Source organism: Streptomyces sp. NBC_00285, assembly GCF_036174265.1.
Lineage (GTDB): Bacteria > Actinomycetota > Actinomycetes > Streptomycetales > Streptomycetaceae > Streptomyces.
Window position 1 is genome coordinate 772112 of sequence record NZ_CP108055.1, and the last position, 16007, is coordinate 788118.

The 16007-nt window shown below is 71.5% G+C and carries 17 protein-coding genes and 1 pseudogene; 7 read left to right on the plus strand and 11 right to left on the minus strand.

Features of this window, described 5'->3' with window-relative positions:
• Window positions 1-43: 43 nt before the first annotated feature.
• Window positions 44-2275 carry an FUSC family protein gene (locus OHT57_RS03665; RefSeq protein ID WP_328744434.1) on the plus strand — a complete coding sequence of 744 codons (2232 nt, stop codon included), beginning with the start codon at window positions 44-46 and terminating at the stop codon, window positions 2273-2275.
• Between the two features lie 10 nt (window positions 2276-2285).
• Here the strand turns inward: OHT57_RS03665 and OHT57_RS03670 are convergent, their stop codons facing one another.
• From OHT57_RS03670 to OHT57_RS03690, 5 genes are all read right to left on the minus strand, one after another.
• A complete protein-coding gene (locus OHT57_RS03670) occupies window positions 2286-2717 on the minus strand; it encodes a hypothetical protein (protein ID WP_328744436.1) in 432 nt (143 codons plus the stop codon).
• Between the two features lie 28 nt (window positions 2718-2745).
• Window positions 2746-3579: a DUF1206 domain-containing protein gene (locus OHT57_RS03675; RefSeq protein ID WP_328744437.1), complete on the minus strand. Its 834-nt coding sequence runs from the start codon at window positions 3577-3579 to the stop codon at window positions 2746-2748.
• Window positions 3580-3633: 54 nt separating this feature from the next.
• Window positions 3634-3852: a DUF5133 domain-containing protein gene (locus OHT57_RS03680; protein ID WP_328744438.1), complete on the minus strand. Its 219-nt coding sequence runs from the start codon at window positions 3850-3852 to the stop codon at window positions 3634-3636.
• Window positions 3853-3857: 5 nt separating this feature from the next.
• The gene (locus OHT57_RS03685; protein WP_328744439.1) at window positions 3858-4733 is read right to left on the minus strand and encodes a SigB/SigF/SigG family RNA polymerase sigma factor; all 876 of its coding nucleotides are present in this window, start codon (window positions 4731-4733) and stop codon (window positions 3858-3860) included.
• Window positions 4734-4934: 201 nt separating this feature from the next.
• Window positions 4935-5378 carry an ATP-binding protein gene (locus OHT57_RS03690; protein WP_328744440.1) on the minus strand — a complete coding sequence of 148 codons (444 nt, stop codon included), beginning with the start codon at window positions 5376-5378 and terminating at the stop codon, window positions 4935-4937.
• 208 nt (window positions 5379-5586) lie between these two features.
• Here OHT57_RS03690 and OHT57_RS03695 point away from each other — a divergent pair, with 208 nt between their 5' ends.
• The 3 genes and pseudogenes from OHT57_RS03695 to OHT57_RS03705 all read left to right on the plus strand — a co-directional run bounded on the left by OHT57_RS03695 (window position 5587) and on the right by OHT57_RS03705 (window position 6753).
• On the plus strand, window positions 5587-5796 hold the full coding sequence (locus OHT57_RS03695; RefSeq protein WP_328744441.1) for a hypothetical protein: 210 nt from the start codon (window positions 5587-5589) through the stop codon (window positions 5794-5796).
• A 14-nt stretch (window positions 5797-5810) separates the two neighbouring features.
• Window positions 5811-5996 (plus strand): annotated as a pseudogene (locus OHT57_RS03700) (hypothetical protein); the annotation flags it as partial.
• 301 nt (window positions 5997-6297) lie between these two features.
• Entirely contained in the window at window positions 6298-6753 is a 456-nt protein-coding gene (locus tag OHT57_RS03705; RefSeq protein WP_328744442.1) for a cyclic nucleotide-binding domain-containing protein, read from the plus strand.
• 316 nt (window positions 6754-7069) lie between these two features.
• Here OHT57_RS03705 and OHT57_RS03710 read toward each other — a convergent pair whose 3' ends face one another.
• Together OHT57_RS03710 and OHT57_RS03715 are read right to left on the minus strand one after the other, a co-directional pair.
• Window positions 7070-8368 carry an MFS transporter gene (locus OHT57_RS03710; RefSeq protein ID WP_328744443.1) on the minus strand — a complete coding sequence of 433 codons (1299 nt, stop codon included), beginning with the start codon at window positions 8366-8368 and terminating at the stop codon, window positions 7070-7072.
• A gap of 110 nt (window positions 8369-8478) precedes the next feature.
• Window positions 8479-9096: a LysE/ArgO family amino acid transporter gene (locus OHT57_RS03715; RefSeq protein WP_328744444.1), complete on the minus strand. Its 618-nt coding sequence runs from the start codon at window positions 9094-9096 to the stop codon at window positions 8479-8481.
• Window positions 9097-9165: 69 nt separating this feature from the next.
• Here OHT57_RS03715 and OHT57_RS03720 point away from each other — a divergent pair, with 69 nt between their 5' ends.
• Complete coding sequence (locus OHT57_RS03720) at window positions 9166-10059, plus strand: LysR family transcriptional regulator ArgP (RefSeq protein ID WP_328753111.1); 894 nt, start codon at window positions 9166-9168, stop codon at window positions 10057-10059.
• Between the two features lie 88 nt (window positions 10060-10147).
• On the opposite strand, the gene OHT57_RS03725 is transcribed toward OHT57_RS03720, so the two are convergent.
• A complete protein-coding gene (locus OHT57_RS03725; protein WP_328744445.1) occupies window positions 10148-10852 on the minus strand; it encodes a TetR/AcrR family transcriptional regulator in 705 nt (234 codons plus the stop codon).
• Between the two features lie 111 nt (window positions 10853-10963).
• On the opposite strand from OHT57_RS03725, the gene OHT57_RS03730 reads away from it, so the two are divergent.
• Together OHT57_RS03730 and OHT57_RS03735 are read left to right on the plus strand one after the other, a co-directional pair.
• Entirely contained in the window at window positions 10964-12187 is a 1224-nt protein-coding gene (locus OHT57_RS03730; RefSeq protein ID WP_328744446.1) for a saccharopine dehydrogenase family protein, read from the plus strand.
• A gap of 108 nt (window positions 12188-12295) precedes the next feature.
• Window positions 12296-12547 carry a WhiB family transcriptional regulator gene (locus OHT57_RS03735; protein ID WP_328744447.1) on the plus strand — a complete coding sequence of 84 codons (252 nt, stop codon included), beginning with the start codon at window positions 12296-12298 and terminating at the stop codon, window positions 12545-12547.
• A 152-nt stretch (window positions 12548-12699) separates the two neighbouring features.
• Here the strand turns inward: OHT57_RS03735 and OHT57_RS03740 are convergent, their stop codons facing one another.
• Genes OHT57_RS03740 through OHT57_RS03750 form a run of 3 tightly spaced genes read right to left on the minus strand, consistent with a single transcriptional unit; the run spans window position 12700 to window position 15975 of the window.
• Entirely contained in the window at window positions 12700-14505 is a 1806-nt protein-coding gene (locus OHT57_RS03740; protein ID WP_328744448.1) for a sensor histidine kinase, read from the minus strand.
• On the minus strand, window positions 14502-15212 hold the full coding sequence (locus tag OHT57_RS03745; RefSeq protein WP_328744449.1) for a response regulator transcription factor: 711 nt from the start codon (window positions 15210-15212) through the stop codon (window positions 14502-14504). The genes OHT57_RS03740 and OHT57_RS03745 overlap by 4 nt, the downstream gene beginning before the upstream one ends.
• Window positions 15213-15231: 19 nt before the next feature.
• Entirely contained in the window at window positions 15232-15975 is a 744-nt protein-coding gene (locus tag OHT57_RS03750) for a L,D-transpeptidase family protein (RefSeq protein WP_328744450.1), read from the minus strand.
• Between the last annotated feature and the right edge of the window lie 32 nt (window positions 15976-16007).

Below are 16007 nucleotides of genomic sequence, written 5' to 3' on the forward strand. Positions count from 1 at the left end.
CTGGAAACGGATCATGACGTGACACGGGAGTGAGTACGGCGGAGTGAACACAGCAAGGCTGCGCGATCGGGTCGCGGCGTCCGACCCCGGGCTGCTGCGGCTGGCCGCCGGCCTGCGCACGGTGGGCGCGATCGCGCTCACACTCGTCGTGCTCGCTCTGCTGGGGATGAGCGTCCCGCATCTGGTGGCGGGCGCGATCGCGGCGATGGTCGCGACCTTCGCCATCCGCGAGAAGCAGCGCCGCCCGCAGGCCGTGACGCTCGCCCTGGGCCTCCCGGTGGCGCTGGCCTCCATGTCGCTCGGCGCCCTGCTGAGCTCCCGTGTCCTGGCGGGTGACCTCTTCTTCGTCGTGCTGATCTTCTGTGCCGTCTACGGGCGCCGCTTCGGCGACCGGGGCACCGCGCTCGGCCTGATCGGCTTCCAGGTCTACTTCGTGTCCCTGTTCGTCGGCGCCACCGTCTCCGGCCTGCCCGAGCTGTACGGCGTCCTCGGCGTCGCCTTCTCGTGCAGTGCGGCTGCCCGCTTCCTGCTCGTACCGGAGACTCCCGCGGGCCTCCTCGAACGCCTGCGAGAGGCCTTCCGGGCCCGGCTGGCCCAACTGGTGTCCGCCCAGCTGCAGCTGCTGGACGCCGGGCCCGGGGAGATCGACGAGGCGCTGTCGGACGTACGCGAGGGGACAGCGCGGCTGCACGAGACGGCGCTGATGATCCAGGGACGGCTGGAGGAGGGCACCTCCGACGCGGGCACCGCGCGGCTCGTGCAGCGGCGGATCGCGGACGCCGAGATCGCCGCCGAGCGGCTCGGCCTGCTGCTCCTGACGGCCCGCAGCGCCGAGCGGGCGGACACGCTGACGCTGCACCTGCCGGGTGCGCCCGCACCGCGGGCGGGTCGGATGCCCGGCCGGGACGAGGCGATGGGCATGGTGCGCCGCGATCTCGAGGCGCTACGGCTGCTGGTACTGCGCCCCGTCGCCGCCCGGACCGGTACCGCCGTGTCGCAGGTCCGCAACCGGCTCCTCGGCTACCGCGAGGAGGAGAACCTGCCGCCCGCGCCGCCCGCGGTCCAGGACGTCCTGCGGGGCATCGGCGAGGCCGCCCGTGCGGTGCTGGGCCTCAGGATCGCCCTGGACGGGCCGCAGGACGAGTCGGACGACTCCCCCGCGACGGCCCGCTCACGCGAGGAACTGGACGCCGAGGACGCCGTCATCGACGCCGGTGAGGAGGAAGCCGAGGCGCAGGAGGAGCTCAGCGGGCTCAGGCGGCCCACGACCCGGGCCGCGGTGCAGGTCGCCGTGGGGTCCTCGCTCGCCATCGTCGGCGGCGAGTTCCTGTCCAGCCAGCGCTGGTACTGGGCGGTGCTGACCTGCTGGATCGTCTTCATCAACACCGCGTCCACGGGCGAGATCCTGGTCAAGGGCTACCGCCGGCTGGTGGGCACCGTCCTCGGCGTGCTGGCCGGGATCGTGCTGGCGGGGGCGGTGGGGCAGCACACCTGGACGGCGTTCGCCCTGGTGCTGGTGCTGGTGTTCGCGATGTTCTACACCGCGCCGCTGTCCTACACACTCATGTCGTTCTTCGTCACCGCCGCACTGGGCCTGCTCTACACCCTGCTGCACACCTACAGCCTCTCGGTGCTGTTGCTGCGCGTCGAGGAGACCGCGCTCGGCGCGGCCTGCGGGGTGATCGCGGCGGCGTTCGTCCTGCCGGTGCGCACGGACCGCCGTACGAACGAACTGCTCGTCACCGTCCTGGAGCGGCTCGACGAGGTCACCGAGGCCGCTGTGGACCAGCTCAGCGGCGGTTCCCCCGTCGACCTGCTCGACCAGGCGCGCGACCTGGACCAGTCGCTGGCCGACCTGCGGGCGGCCACCAAGCCGCTCACGCACCCGATCACGCCGCTGCGGGCCCGGCGCGACACGGCACGCTATGTCGTGGCGCTGCTGGAGACCTGCGCGTACCACGCGCGCTCGCTGGCGGCCACGGCCGAGCTGCTGCCCACGCATCCCTCGATCGCGGCGGATCCCCGGCTGCGCCGGGCCGGCCGGCGCATCGGGGACAACATCAGGGCGATCGCGGCGCATGTCGCCGACGAGCGCTCCACCGCCGAGGTCGAGACCGGGCCGAGCATCGCGTCCCTCCTGGACACCGACGTCCCCGGCATCGCGCGCTACGGCCGGGTCACCGACCGCGTGCTGCGGCACGTCCAGCGGCTGGACGAGACCCTGGTGGGTCTGGCCCGGCCGCTGAACGTGCCGGTCGCAGCGCCGAAACGATAGGGCACGGCGCTCAGAGATCCGTGGGCAGGTTGCTGACCTCTGCGATGCCGCGCAGTTCCTCGTCGGTCTGCCGGCGCTCACGGATGTAGTCGGCGATCTCGCCGAGGCGCTCCGGATCGGCCGCGGTGTCCGCGTCGGTGACCACCCGGACGGGGCCGGTGTCGTCGACGTGCAGCTCGACCACCTTGTTGTCCAGGCGGCCGGTGACAGCGGTGGCGATGACCAGGGCGGCCTCGTCTCGGATCTCCTGGGGCAGCCCGTCCTCCTGGGCGTCCTCCAGGGCGAAGTCCAGGGCGGGCAGTTGATGTTCGTCGATCGCCTGCAGGACCGGACGGACCACGCTGAGCAGCAGCTCGTAGTCCTTCGAGGCCATGCGGATGCGTAGCAGGTCCAGGTAGACGTCCACGGGCCTACCGTCGGGCGGAAGCTCGGGTTGGTTCATGCCCTTCGGGTTCCCCGCGTCCGGCCGGTCAGACCCGCCGCCAGCGTGCCATCGCGAACGAGAACACCCCGAACAACACGAACCCCGCGGCGACACAGACGAGCAGCCACGGCCCCAGCGGGGTGTCGGAGAACGAGCGGAGCGTGTCGTCGAGCCCCTTCACCTTCTTGGGCTCGTAGTCGACTGCGGCGCGGACGGCAGAAACACCCGCCGCGGCGAACACCGCGCCGCGCGCCACTCCGCCGCCCACCCCCGTCACGTCGACGAGCTTCCTGATCCGCGGGCCCATCTCGGCAAGCTTCAGCTTGTCGTGGAAGGACCGGCGCACCGCCTGCACGGCGATCCAGACACCGGCTGCCGCGACACCGACGCCGGCGGCGCCCACCAGCCACTGTCCGCCGGTCACCCCGAGGGCCCGTGCGGTGATGTCCTTGGACTGCTTGTCGCTCGATCCACCGCTGCCGGTGCCGACGGCAAAGGACAGTACGGAGTAGGCGACGAACGAGTAGAAGACGCAGCGGACCGCTGACAGCGCTCGTTTTCCCGCCTTGCGGCCGTCAGGTCCGACGGCGCCGAACAGGACCTCCGACAGCCGCCACAGGGCCATTCCGACGAGCCCGATGCCCAGTGCCCACAGGATGACGGAACCGAAGGGCTTGTCGGCGACCGCGGCGAGAGCGCCTCCGCGGTCGGCCTGGTGCTCGCCCTCGCCGAAGGCGATCTGCAGCGCCAGCACGCCGACCAGTAGATAGATCACACCGCGGGCGGTGAAACCGGCGCGGGCGGCACCTTCCGTGACGGAGCCGCGTGCCGCGCGGCCGGCGTTGGACCGGCCGGTCTGAGCCATGGAGCTCGTGTTCATGTCGACCTCCTGGAATCCGGATGCCCGGGTGACGGGTGTTCGTGCGGCATGCGGTCAGTCGCCCAGTCGCGCGCGCTCGGGCATGGCCGCGAGCAGACGGTGGGCGGTTTCCAGGGCCACCCGGACGTCCCGGGTGCCGGTCGACACACAGAGCGTGTAAGCGAGGTCCCTCGCCCGCTGGCTCGGATCGGCCGCCGTCGTGGCCTGCTCGGCCCGCAGTTCCTCGTACTCGTCGACGAGGCGGCGCAGGAACGTGGGGTCGGGTATCAGCATCTGGTTCACTCCTCGTACGCTCCGGCCGCCGACTGCCCGTCGGCGGTGTGGCGCCTCGACCGGTCCGCCATCGCCTCGTCACGCACGCGAGCGCAGCTGCGGCTGATGAGCCGGGAGACATGCATCTGGGAGATGCCGAGCTGATCGGCGATGCGGCTCTGTGTCATGTCCTCGAAGAACCGCATGTAGAGAATGGCGCGCTCGCGCTCGGGCAGCCGACGCAGGCCCTCCTTGGCGGACTCGCGGTCGATCACGGTGTCGTACGACGAGTCGGGGCCGCCGAGGGTGTCCGCGAGGCTGTAGCCGTCGTCGCCGGCCGAGAGCTCGGCGTCCAGGGACAGCGTGCTGAAGCTTTCGAGGGCCTCCAGGCCGGTGGTGACCTCTTCCTCGGTCAGCCCGGTGTGGGCGGCGAGGTCGGCGGGCGACGGTTCGGGGGAGCCGGGGTTCTGGGTGAGCTCGCGCCGGGCCACCCGCACCTTGTTGCGCAGTTCCTGCACCCGGCGGGGCACCCTCAGGGCCCACATGCGGTCGCGGAAGTGTCGCTTGACCTCTCCGGTGATGGTGGGCACGGCGTAGCTCTCGAAGGCTCCCCGTTCCGGTTCGAAACGGTCGATGGCCTTCACGAGCCCGAGTGCGGCGACCTGTCGCAAGTCCTCGAGGGACTCGCCGCGGTCGCGGAACCGGCCCGCGATGCGGTGGGCCATGGGCAGCCAGGCGGTGACGAGTTCGTCGCGCAGAACATCGCGCTCGGGACCGTCGGGCAGCCCGGTGAGCCGGGCGAACAGGGCCATGGTGTCAGGGGCGTCGTCGTGGCGCCGCCTGGTCGAGCCGGCAGGACGGTCGTGGGTGGTCGAACGGGTGGTCGACGTGTCGGTGAGCATGCGGATTCGCTCCTGAAGAACGGGTTCAGGGACTGACCGCGGGAGGGACGCAGCGGGACCGCCGAAAAGGGGCCCCAGCAGCGATACCGCTCCCGCTGGCGCGCCTCCGGTCCGAAGCACGAAATTGCGTCTGCCCTGCCGTAGGGGGTCCAAACACCGCTGCGGACACTGCACTTCCGGCGTCCTGGACAGCGCTGCGGATCAGCTCAGAGGCACCACGGCGGTGATCTGCTTGCCGCCCGAGGGCAGGTCGGTCACCCGGACGTCCCGGGCCAGCCGGCAGATGATGGGCCAGCCGTGGCCACCGGGCCGACACCTGCCGTGCGGGTCGGTGTGGTCCTTTGCGACCGGCAGTGCGGCGCTGCGGTCGCTGACCGAGACGCATACGCCCCGGCCCTCGACGACGACGTGGAAGTCGGTGATGCCGCCGCCGTGCAGGATCGCGTTGGTGGTGAGTTCCGAGGTGACGAGCAGCGCATCCGACAGGGCCTGCGGCTTGAACGGGGTGTGCGTGGCGCGGCAGCGTTCGGACACGGCTCGTTCCACTGCCCGGCGCGCCTCGGCCGGCCTGCATGGCCGAGTCCGTGGGTGCCGGTCCGCGACGGAGGTTTCGGGGGCGGCTTCGGTCCTGTGCTCGTCGCACATGACGTAGCTCCTGATCGATGGAGACTGGTTCTCTGGTCGGTGAAGCAACAGCCGGGCGGGCCCGCCCATGGGCACGGTGACCGCTGCTGTACGGTGTGCGCTCAACGTGGGCCTCTTACTCGGCTGACCTCTTCCCTCCCTGCCAAACCTCCCCGTTCCTGACGGCGTGCCCAGCCATTCGATCGCGATCCCTGGGTAGGCGAACCTCATGACGGATGTCGTGGACTCAGACGAACTGCTGCGCCGCATCCGGCGCGCCCGGGACTGCGCTGCCCAGGAGGAGCGGTCCTGGCGGGCCCGGGGCGACGAGATGCGGCCCACCGATCCGGCGGCCGCCCAGGACGCCGCCGTGCGCACTCTGGCCTACGAGGCGGTGACCAGGGTGCTGGACGAGGTATTGCGGCCTGGCAGCCGCTGAGCCCGCTCCGTCCGATCCGTACCGGATGGACGGACGCCCGGGGCGGGCACCCGGGGCCCACGGCTGTCGATCACACCCAAGCACCGGTTCTGGACGCCCTGGCCGGCTATCACCGCCGGGGACGGCTGTCCTTCGCACCACCGGGCCACAAACAGGCCCGCGGGGCCGACCCCGCGGTGCGCGAGGTGCTGGGCGACGCGGAGTTGAAGACGATCAGGGTCGTAAACGAGTCCGCCGAGTGAAACCGGTCACTCACCCGGGATTTGAGTGCGCACAATCGCCATGGGTGGTTTACGGTTCATTCATACGTGGTGGCGGGGTCGACAGACCGTCCTCCGGACACCACCTCTGACTGCCCTGGCTGGTCTCCCCCGTCCAGCCAGGGCTTTTTCATGCCGTGGGCAGATCCCTCCGTTCGTCGAGGTGCCCCGAACGGCGACAGCCGCTGAAATGGGCGTAGGCACAACACCGGAATCCATCGCCGGCGAGGAGCCCCGCCTCATGACCAAAGCGACCAAACTGCTGACCGCGCTGCCGCAGCCGCAGCGCCAGAGCCTGATGACGCTCGCCAAGGAGGTCTCCTTCCCCGAGGACTTCCGCATCTTCGAGGCAGGCGGCACGGCTGACCGTTTCTGGGTGATCCGCTCCGGAGCGGTCACCCTGACCCAGCAGGTGACCACCCAGCAACGGGTCACCGTCGCCGGGCTCGGCTCGGGCGATCTGCTCGGCTGGTCCTGGCTGTTCCCGCCGTACCGGTGGGACTTCGGCGCGGAAGCCTTCAGCCCCGTGCGTGCCTACGAGTTCGACGCCGCGGCGGTGCTCCGGCTGTGCGAGGAGGAACAGCATCTCGGGATGATCCTGGTCCGCACGGTCGCCGAGATCCTCGCCCACCGGCTGGAGACGACACGGGGCAAGCTCATGGATCAGTACGGCTCACACCGGCGAGGCGTTCTGTAGGGGCCCGGCAGACGGACTCGCCCGGCCGGGCTGGGCCGGGCGGGGCCGGGCGGGGAGGAACCGTGCCTTGTCGGAGCGGGCGGGCAGCGCTTCGAGGCGCCGGAGGCCGCAGCCGGCACGCGGTCGGCGGCCCGGAGCCCGATCCGTTCACGCCACCGAGGGCACGCCTCCGCGACACACGCGCCGGACCGCGCGGCGACGGGCGGACCCGGCACGTCTGCGACACCCAAGACCTCGGCGCCGACGGCGCGCCAGGCAAAGGCATCCCTCCGCGACACACGCGCCGGACCGCGCGGCGACGGGCCGGCCCCGGACCTCAGATCCGGTAGCGGCGCAGCGACGGCACCGTGAAGGCCAGGCCCAGCATGGCGGCGACGACGAGGAGTCCGCCGCCGGCGACCGCGGTGCGGGCACCGAAGACCGAGCCGGCGGTGCCGTGCAGGACGTCGGCGAGGCGGGGTCCGCCGGCGACGACGACGGTGAAGACGCCCTGCATCCGGCCGCGCATCTCGTCGGTGGCCGCGGAGAGCAGGATCGCCCCGCGGAAGACCATCGAGACCATGTCGGCGACCCCGGCCACCGCGAGGAACACCACGGCGAGCCACAGACTGCCGCTCAGCCCGAAGCCGGTGATGGCCACACCCCAGGCGACGACCGCACCGATGACCATCCAGCCGTGCCGACGAGCCCGGGAGAAGGTGCCGGACAACAGCCCGCCGACCACCGCGCCGATCGGGATGGCGGCGAACAGCAGGCCCAGGGCGAGCCCCTCCCCGTACGGCGCATAGGTCTCCGAGGCGAGCTGCGGGAACAGAGCCCGGGGCATGCCGAAGACCATCGCGATGATGTCGGCGAGGAAGGACAGCAGCAGCACCTTGTGCGCGGAGATGTACCGGAAGCCCTCCGCGATCTCGCGCACACCTGCCCGACGCGCCACCGCGGCGGCGAGCGGCGGCAGGGAGGGCAGCCGGTACACCGCCCAGACCGTGGCGCACAGCGCCAGGGCGTCGATGAGATACAGCTCCGGAAGGCCGATCACCGGGATCAGGACACCGGCGAGCAGCGGCCCGACCACCTGGCCGGTCTGCATCACGGTCGAGCCGAGCGCGTTGGCCGCGGGCAGCTGGTCCTCGGGGACCAGGCGGGCGATGGACGCGTTGCGGGCGGGGGCGTTCAGGCCCCAGAACGCCTGCTGCACCGCGAGCAGAAGCATGAGCACCGCCACCGAGTCGAGCCCGGTGACGGCCTGGAGCCAGAACAGGACGGAGGTGACAGCGATGCCGGTGTTGGTGATCAGGAGCAGCTTGCGGCGGTCCATGGTGTCGGCGACCGCGCCGCCCCACAGCGCGAACACGATGAGCGGCAGCAGTCCCGCCATGCTGGCGGCGCCGACCCAGGCCGAGGAGCCGGTGATGTCGTAGATCTGCTTGGGCACGGCGACGGCGGTGAGCTGGCTGCCGACGGCCGTGACGATCGTCGAGCTCCACAGCCGACGGTAGGCCGGGATGCGCAGCGGGCGGGTGTCCATGGCCCAGCGCCGCCAGCCGCGCCGTGGTGTCGGCGCCTCGTCCGCGGCCGGTGCCTGGGGTTCGGTGCTGCTCTCGCCGGTGTCCACGCGCTTCCTGGTTGCTCGTTACATCTAACGGATCCAGGGTTCACTATGGCAGCACCGTCCAGGAGTTCGGGACGCGGTATCTCAGCGTGTGGACCGTGCGCGCGGAGTCTTCATGCCCCGGCCACAAGCGCTGCGCCGAGGGTGATCATCATGACGGCGACCAGTCCGTCGAGGGCCCGCCAGGCGGCCGGCCTGGCCAGGAAGCGGCTCAGCAGCCGGGCGCCGAAGCCGAGCGCGGCGAACCAGCACAGACTCGCGAGCACCGCGCCGAGCCCGAAGGTCCAGCGCAGCGGACCGCGGTCGGCGGCGACCGAGCCGAGGAGGAACACGGTGTCGAGATAGACGTGCGGGTTGAGCCAGGTCATCGCCAGACAGGTCAGCACCGCCCGCTTCCGGGAGCCCACCGCCTCGCCCTCGGCCCGTAGACCCGCCACGCCCGGCCGGAACACGCGCCGGGCGGCCAGCACGCCGTAGCAGAGCAGGAATCCACCGCCGATCCAGCCGACCAGGGTCAGAGCGCCCGGCCAGGCCACCACCACCGCGCCGACCCCACCGACACCGAGGGCGATGAGCAGGGCGTCGGACAGGGCGCAGATGGCGACGACGGCGAGAACCGCGTCGCGGCGGATCCCCTGGCGCAGGACGAAGGCGTTCTGGGCGCCAATGGCGACGATGAGCGAGAGGCCGGTGCCGAAACCCGCGGCAGCGGCGGACAGTGAGGCTTGCATGGCTTCGACGGTACGGAGACGATCACTGCCCGTACAGCTAAAGATTCTTACGTATCATTAGTTTTCGTGATGATGACCGAACTGCCTCTGGATCAGGTACGGACTCTGCTCGCGGTTGTCGACGAGGGGACGTTCGACGCCGCGGCGGCGGCCATGCACGTGACGCCGTCCGCGGTGAGCCAGCGGGTGAAGGCGCTCGAGCAGCGCACGGGGCGGGTGCTGCTGGTGCGCACGAAGCCGGTGCGGCCGACCGAGTCGGGCGAGGTGGTGGTGCGGTTCGCCCGGCAGCTGGCCCGGCTGGAGCGGGACGCACTGGCCGAACTGGGGATGCCGGGCGAGGGGGAGGGGACGCGGGTCTCCGTCGCGGTGAACGCGGACTCCCTGGCGACCTGGTTCCTTAAGGCCCTCACGCGCGTCCCGGGCCGCGAGCGGCTCTGTTTCGAGCTGCGGCGGGAGGACGAGACGCACACCGCGGAGCTGTTGCGGGAGGGGCTGGTGATGGCGGCGGTGACGTCGTCACCGGATGCGGTGGCGGGGTGTTCCGTGCGGGTGCTGGGGCGGATGCGGTATCTCGCGGCGGCGAGTCCGGAGTTCGTCACGCGGTATCTCGACGGGCCGCTCCGGGAATCGCTGGCCGAGGCTCCGGTGGTGACCTTCGACCGGAGCGACGACATCCAGGACGGGTTCCTGCGCACGCTGGGCCGCGGCGGGGCGAGCCGGGGGCGGCATGCCGTGCCGACGTCGGAGGGGTTCGTGGAGGCGGTCGCGCTGGGACTGGGGTGGGGGATGGTGCCGGAAGCCCAGGCGGATTCGCTGCTGCGGGCGGGGCGGTTGATCTCGCTGGCGCCGGACCGTCCCGTCGATGTCCCGTTGTACTGGCAGCAGTGGAAGCTGGATTCGCCGGCGCTCGCCGCGGTGGCGGAGGCGGTGGTCCTGGCCGCGGAAGCAGCACTGCGCGCCTGAGCCTGCGCCTCGCCGTGACGTCCCGTGCCCTCGTTGTCGTCGCGGCGAGTCGCACCCGTGCGCCACAGGCCGATACAGCTCACACCGCCTACGAGGCGCTGTCCATCTGCCTCGCCACGCTGTCCAGGAGCATGTCCAGGGCTGTCGGGTATGCGCTGGTGATCATGCGTCTCGCCAGCAGGGGTGCCGCCTCCGCGATACGCGGGTAGCGGTCGGTGGGCAGGCGGGCGTACGTCGACTGCCATCTGCCCTCGTCCGCGTCCAGCGCCTCGCTCGGCAGGGCCAGGGACGCCGCGTCCAGGGCCGCGAAGGCCAGGGTCTGGTCGATGAAGGCGTGGTAGACCCGGACCGTGTCCGCAAGCGGCAGGCCCGCCGTACGCAGGACGTCCAGGACCGCCTCGTCCGCGGCCAGTTCGTTCGCCCGGCCGGTGACCCTGCTCGTCGTCAGCAGCGCGGCCTGGGGGTGGGCCACGTACGCGGCGTGGATACGCAGGCCCATGGAGCGCAGGTCGGGACGCCATTGCCCCGTCGGCTCCCAGCCCCGCAGCGCCTGTCCGATCAGGGCGTCGCCGATGGCCAGGGTCAGCTCGTCCATGCCGCGGAAGTAGCGGTAGAGCGTGCTCGGGTCGGCGTCCAGCGCCAGACCCAGGCGGCGGGCGGTCAGGCCGGTACTGCCGTGTTCGCGGAGCATGCGCAGGGCGGTCTCGACGATCAGCCCCTCCGACAGCACGGTGCCGTTCCTGGTGGGTCTGCGCCGACGGCGGTTCTCCTCGCGAACCACGGGCTTCGGCATCCTGAGCCTCCTTATGCCAACGCCATTGACCTTAAACGAGGACACGGCGTTGTATCTCCGCCAGGGGCCCCCGCACATCCGCGGCCTTCGGCCCGTGAGGGAGTGTGTGTCATGCGTGTAGTGCTCGTGGGCGCCGGAGGCGTCGGCACCGCCATCACCCGGATCGCCGCCCGGCGGCCGTTCTTCGACACCATGATCGTCGCCGACTACGACCCGGGCCGCGCCGAAGCCGCGGTGACCGCGCTCGGCGGCGAGCTGGGCGACCGGTTCCGCGCCGAGCGCGTGGACGCGAGTGACGAGTCGGCCGTAACCGCCTTGCTGGAGCGGCACTCCTGCGACGTGCTCCTCAACGCCACCGACCCGCGCTTCGTGATGCCGCTGTTCCGGGCGGCGCGCTCCGCCGGGGCGACGTATGTCGACATGGCGATGTCCCTGTCGCGGCCGCACCCCGAGCGGCCGTACGAGCAGTGCGGGGTGAAGCTGGGCGACGAGCAGTTCACGCAGGCCGAGGAGTGGGAGAAGGCGGGCGCGCTGGCCGTCGTCGGCATGGGTGTGGAGCCGGGTCTGTCGGACGTCTTCGCCCGGTACGCGGCCGACGAACTGTTCGACGAGATCGAGGAGATCGGTGTCCGCGACGGTGCCGACCTCACCGTCGACGGCTACGACTTCGCCCCCTCCTTCAGCATCTGGACCACCATCGAGGAGTGCCTGAACCCTCCCGTGGTCTACGAGGCCGACCGCGGCTGGTTCACCACGGAGCCCTTCAGCGAGCCGGAGGTCTTCGACTTTCCGGAGGGCATCGGTCCCGTCGAATGCGTGAACGTGGAGCACGAGGAGGTGCTGCTCGTCCCCCGCTGGGTGGGCGCGCGCCGCGTCACCTTCAAGTACGGACTGGGCCGCGAGTTCATCGAGACGCTCAGGACACTGCATCTGCTGGGCCTGGACCGCACCGACCAGGTGACCGTGCCGAGCGCCACCGGGCCGGTCGCGGTCTCACCCCGGGACGTCGTGGCAGCCTGTCTGCCCGATCCGGCGACGCTGGGCGAGCGGATGCACGGCAAGACCTGTGCGGGCACCTGGGTCAAGGGCGTCAAGGACGGGGCACCGCGCGAGGTGTACCTCTACCACGTGGTCGACAACCAGTGGTCCATGGCGGAGTACGGCTGTCAGGCGGTGGTGTGGCAGACCGCGGTGAACCCTGTCGTCGCCCTCGAACTCCTCGCCACGGGCGCCTGGTCAGGCACCGGCGTCCTTGGCCCGGAGGCCTTCCCGGCCCGCCCCTTCCTGGATCTGCTGACCGCGTACGGCTCCCCGTGGGGCATCCGCGAGCAGTGAACGGGGGTGTCCCACGGGGCCCGGTTGTTTCATCGCGTATCGACAGGTGACCCGAAAGCCGGTAAGGCTTCCACGAGGGCACGTACGACTCGATCGCAGGTGACTTTGATGGACAACTGGCGAGACCATGCCGAATGCCGCAGCGAGGACCCCGACCTGTTCTTCCCGATCGGCACCACCGGCCCCGCACTCGTACAGACGCAGCAGGCCAAGTCCGTCTGCCGGCGCTGCCCCTCCCAGGAGCAGTGTCTGCAGTGGGCTCTCGACACCGGGCAGGGTATCGGCGTCTGGGGCGGCACCAGTGAAGCGGAGCGCCGTGCGCTGGCCCGGCGCGCGGCCGCGCGGAGAAGGTCCGGCTGACCGGACCCGTTCAGCGGCCGCGGGCCGCGGCGGACCCCAGGCGTTTTCTGGCCGGTCCGCCGCGGCCCGCGGCGCCTCGATCACCCGGGGGGTCCAGCCAGCACCTCGGCCGCACGTCGAAGAGGAGCGGCTCGTTGTCCGGCCCCCGGCCCCTACGGTGTCGGGCCGCCGGGCAGCCGCAGGCTGAAGACGCTCCCGCTGCCCGGCTCGCTGTCGGCTGCGACCGTTCCGCCGTGGGCGGCGACCAGGTGGCGGACGATGGGGAGGCCCAGGCCGCTGCCGCCGGTGCGGCGGCTGCGGGACTTCTCCGCGCGCCAGAACCGGTCGAATACGTGCGGCAGGTCGTCGGGTGCGATGCCTGAGCCGGTGTCGGAGACCTCCAGGACGACGTCGTCGCCGTCCGGGTGGGCGGACAGGGTGACGGTGCCGCCGGCGGGGGTGTGGCGTACCGCGTTGGAGACGAGGTTGCCGAGCACCTGCCGCATCCGGACCGGGTCGGCGTCCAGCCAGGGCAGGCCGTCGACGTCGGTGCGCAGCCCGACCCCGGCCGCGTCGGCGGCGATCCGGTGGGCCGCGGCGACCTGCTGGAGGAGTTCGTCGCAGCGGACGGGCTCCCGGTGCAGGCGCAGGGTGCCCGCGTCGGCGTCCGCGAGGTCCTGGAGGTCGTCGATGACGCGTTGCAGGACGAGGGCCTCCTCGTGCAGGGACCCGAGCAGGGCGGGGTCGGGGTCGACGAGGCCGTCCCGGGTGACCTCCAGCCAGCCGCGGATGTTGGTGAGCGGGCTGCGCAGTTCGTGGGCGATGTCGCTGACCATCGCCCTGCGCTGGGTTTCGAGGCGTTCGCGGCGTTCGGCCAGGTCGTTGAAGGCGGCGGCGAGGATGCCGGTCTCGTCCCGGGTGGTGACGGGCACACGCGTGTGGAGTTCCGGTGGCTGCTGGGCAGCCGCGGTGAGGGCGCGCAGCGGCCGGACGAGCCGGGTGGCGACCAGCGCGGTCACGATCACGGTGACGGCGAGCACGAGTCCGGCGGTGCCGACGACCTTGGCCTTGTTGGCCGGGGACATGTCGAACAGCACGGCCGGTGTGTCCCCGGTGCCCAGGAAGAGTTCGGCCACCGGTGCCACGTACGGGTCGAGTTGGGCGTGACGCGCTTCGTCGACGCAGGTCTGGGCCTCGCGCGTCTGCTTCGCACTCGGTTTGCCGTACACGGGCGACAGCGACGGGGACCGGAGGTCATAGCCGCCGAGGCTCAGGGGTGTGTCGCCGGACAGGCCCTTGCGGGTGAGGCAGGCGCGCGCTCCTGCGTGGAGTGCGCCCAAGGCCTTCTCCTCCGTCCGGGTCGGCGAGTTGAGCAGCCCGTCGCCGCAGGCCTCGGGCACGTAGGAGGGCTGCACGGTGCTGTCCGGTTCGGTGAGGACCGGGCGGCCGCTGGGGGTGTGCACGACGGTGGTCTGGATGCCGTTCTGGGCGAAGCACAACTGGCGTTTGCGCACGATGACGTCGATCTTGGCGCGTTCGGTCCTCGTGAGCCGGTAGGGGCCGACCACTCGCGGATCGGTGCCACTGATCTGGGCACCGCGTTCGCTGTAGGTGTCTGTGTGCAGTGGGTCGACGGTGGCGGCTGCGGTGGGCGGCAGCGAGGTGCCGCGCGGTGCGGAGTCGGCGATGGTCCTGCGGTCGGGGGTGGTCAGAGCGATGCGCCGGCCGGTCTTCGCGGACAACCGCCGTACGGTGGCGGTCGCTCCCGTCCAGTCGGGATGGGTCGCCGCATAGCCGCTGAGCTCGGCGAGGACCTCCATGTCGTCGGCGAGCGCCTGCCCCTGTTCCTCGCGCAGGGCCTGGGTGGTGGTCGCCACGGCCAGCCAGGCGGTCGCGGCCACCGAGCACACGGCGATGAGTCCCGACGTGATCAGCAGCCGCACCAGCAGCCGCTTGTGCAGGGGGATGCGAGCGCTCATCCGCGGCCGCCGCTGAGCTTGTAGCCGACGCCGAACACGGTCAGCAGCCGGACCGGTCGGCGCGGGTCGGCCTCGGTCTTGCGGCGCAGATTCATGATGTGCACGTCCACGGCCCGTTCGGTGGACGCCCGGTCGGTGCCCCGGGTGACCTCCAGCAACTGGCGGCGCGAGAAGACCCGTTCCGGCTCGGCGGCCATGGCCAGGAGGATCTCGAACTCGGCCGGCGTGCACTCCACCGGAGTGCCCTCGCAGCGCACTTCGTGCCGTACGGGATCGACCGCCAGGCCGCCGGCGCGTATGACGGGATCCTCGCGCCGGTCCCCGAGCGCGCCTCGGCCGCTGCGCCGCAGCACGGTCCGGATGCGCGCCATCAGTTCGCGCGGGCTGTACGGCTTGGTCATGTAGTCGTCGGCGCCCAGCTCCAGGCCCAGCAGTACGTCGTTCTCGGCCGAGCGCGCGGTGAGCATCACGACGGGGATGCAGGAGCTGTCGTCGTCCTGCCGCAGCACCCGGCACACCCCGAAGCCGTCGATGACCGGAAGCATCAGGTCGAGGACGACGAGGTCGGGGGCGAGCCGCCGGGCCGCATCGAGGGCGGCCCGCCCGTCGTGGACCACGGTGGCGGTGTGTCCTTCCGCCAGCAGGGAACGCCGGATGAGTTCGGCCTGCATCTCGTCGTCCTCGGCAACCAGCACATGTGCGCACACCTGGCGGATCCTAGGCGCTTCAGCGGGCCAGCGAGGTGGCGTCGCCCATGACGACCACGGGACGCAGATCCGGGTCCAGGGCGCGGAGCAGGGCCTTCATGTGTTCCTCGTCGACGCTCACACAGCCGTGCGTGGGCCCGCCGTGGTCGACGTGCAGCCATATCCCGCCGCCGCGGCCCGCGCCGAGGGGGCGTGTCCAGTCCAGGGGTGAAGTGCCGGGCCGCCGGTTGTAGTTGATGGCGATCACGTAGTCGAAGGACCCGGCCAGCGGTTCGCCCTCGAAGCCCGTGCCGGGTGAGGTGAAGCCGGGGCCGCGGTCGTAGGACAGTCTGGTGCCGGGGTTCTTCAGCAGTCCCCCGGCGTCGGTGAGCGTGTAGACGCCGATCGGTGAGCGCAGGTCGCCCGCCAGGTGGTGGTCGCTCCAGCCCCTGAGGGCGTTGTGCGCGGGCCAACTCGCCCCGGCCTGCCAGCCGGCCGCGGTGCGCTCGTACAGGACCACGGTGGATGCCGAGGAGTCACGGTCCCGCCCGGTGACCACCACCGCCTGCCGCGCGTCGGCGGGCACCTCGGCCCACGTCTTCGGTCCGAGGCCAGGTATCTGCCGGGGCGCGGCCTCGACGGAGATCTCCGGGGAGGGAGCGGTCGCCGGAGTCTTTCCGGGCGGCGTGGCCGTGCCCGCCGTACTGGCCATGGCCCCGCCGCCGCATCCCGTCAGAAGCAGGGATGCGGCGAGCAGGGTCACGTGGGCTCTGCGTGTGATCATGGAATGACTGTGGCCCACACTTGTAAGGAACT

Coding starts and splice junctions, on each gene's coding strand:
- OHT57_RS03685 (WP_328744439.1), bottom strand. CDS start 4,733: ATGCTCACCGACACGTCGACCACCCGTTCGACCACCCACGACCGTCCT.
- OHT57_RS03670 (WP_328744436.1), bottom strand. CDS start 2,717: ATGAACCAACCCGAGCTTCCGCCCGACGGTAGGCCCGTGGACGTCTAC.
- OHT57_RS03720 (WP_328753111.1), top strand. CDS start 9,166: ATGATGACCGAACTGCCTCTGGATCAGGTACGGACTCTGCTCGCGGTT.
- OHT57_RS03740 (WP_328744448.1), bottom strand. CDS start 14,505: ATGAGCGCTCGCATCCCCCTGCACAAGCGGCTGCTGGTGCGGCTGCTG.
- OHT57_RS03690 (WP_328744440.1), bottom strand. CDS start 5,378: ATGTGCGACGAGCACAGGACCGAAGCCGCCCCCGAAACCTCCGTCGCG.
- OHT57_RS03715 (WP_328744444.1), bottom strand. CDS start 9,096: ATGCAAGCCTCACTGTCCGCCGCTGCCGCGGGTTTCGGCACCGGCCTC.
- OHT57_RS03705 (WP_328744442.1), top strand. CDS start 6,298: ATGACCAAAGCGACCAAACTGCTGACCGCGCTGCCGCAGCCGCAGCGC.
- OHT57_RS03695 (WP_328744441.1), top strand. CDS start 5,587: ATGACGGATGTCGTGGACTCAGACGAACTGCTGCGCCGCATCCGGCGC.
- OHT57_RS03680 (WP_328744438.1), bottom strand. CDS start 3,852: ATGCTGATACCCGACCCCACGTTCCTGCGCCGCCTCGTCGACGAGTAC.
- OHT57_RS03730 (WP_328744446.1), top strand. CDS start 10,964: ATGCGTGTAGTGCTCGTGGGCGCCGGAGGCGTCGGCACCGCCATCACC.
- OHT57_RS03675 (WP_328744437.1), bottom strand. CDS start 3,579: ATGAACACGAGCTCCATGGCTCAGACCGGCCGGTCCAACGCCGGCCGC.
- OHT57_RS03735 (WP_328744447.1), top strand. CDS start 12,296: ATGGACAACTGGCGAGACCATGCCGAATGCCGCAGCGAGGACCCCGAC.
- OHT57_RS03725 (WP_328744445.1), bottom strand. CDS start 10,852: ATGCCGAAGCCCGTGGTTCGCGAGGAGAACCGCCGTCGGCGCAGACCC.
- OHT57_RS03750 (WP_328744450.1), bottom strand. CDS start 15,975: ATGATCACACGCAGAGCCCACGTGACCCTGCTCGCCGCATCCCTGCTT.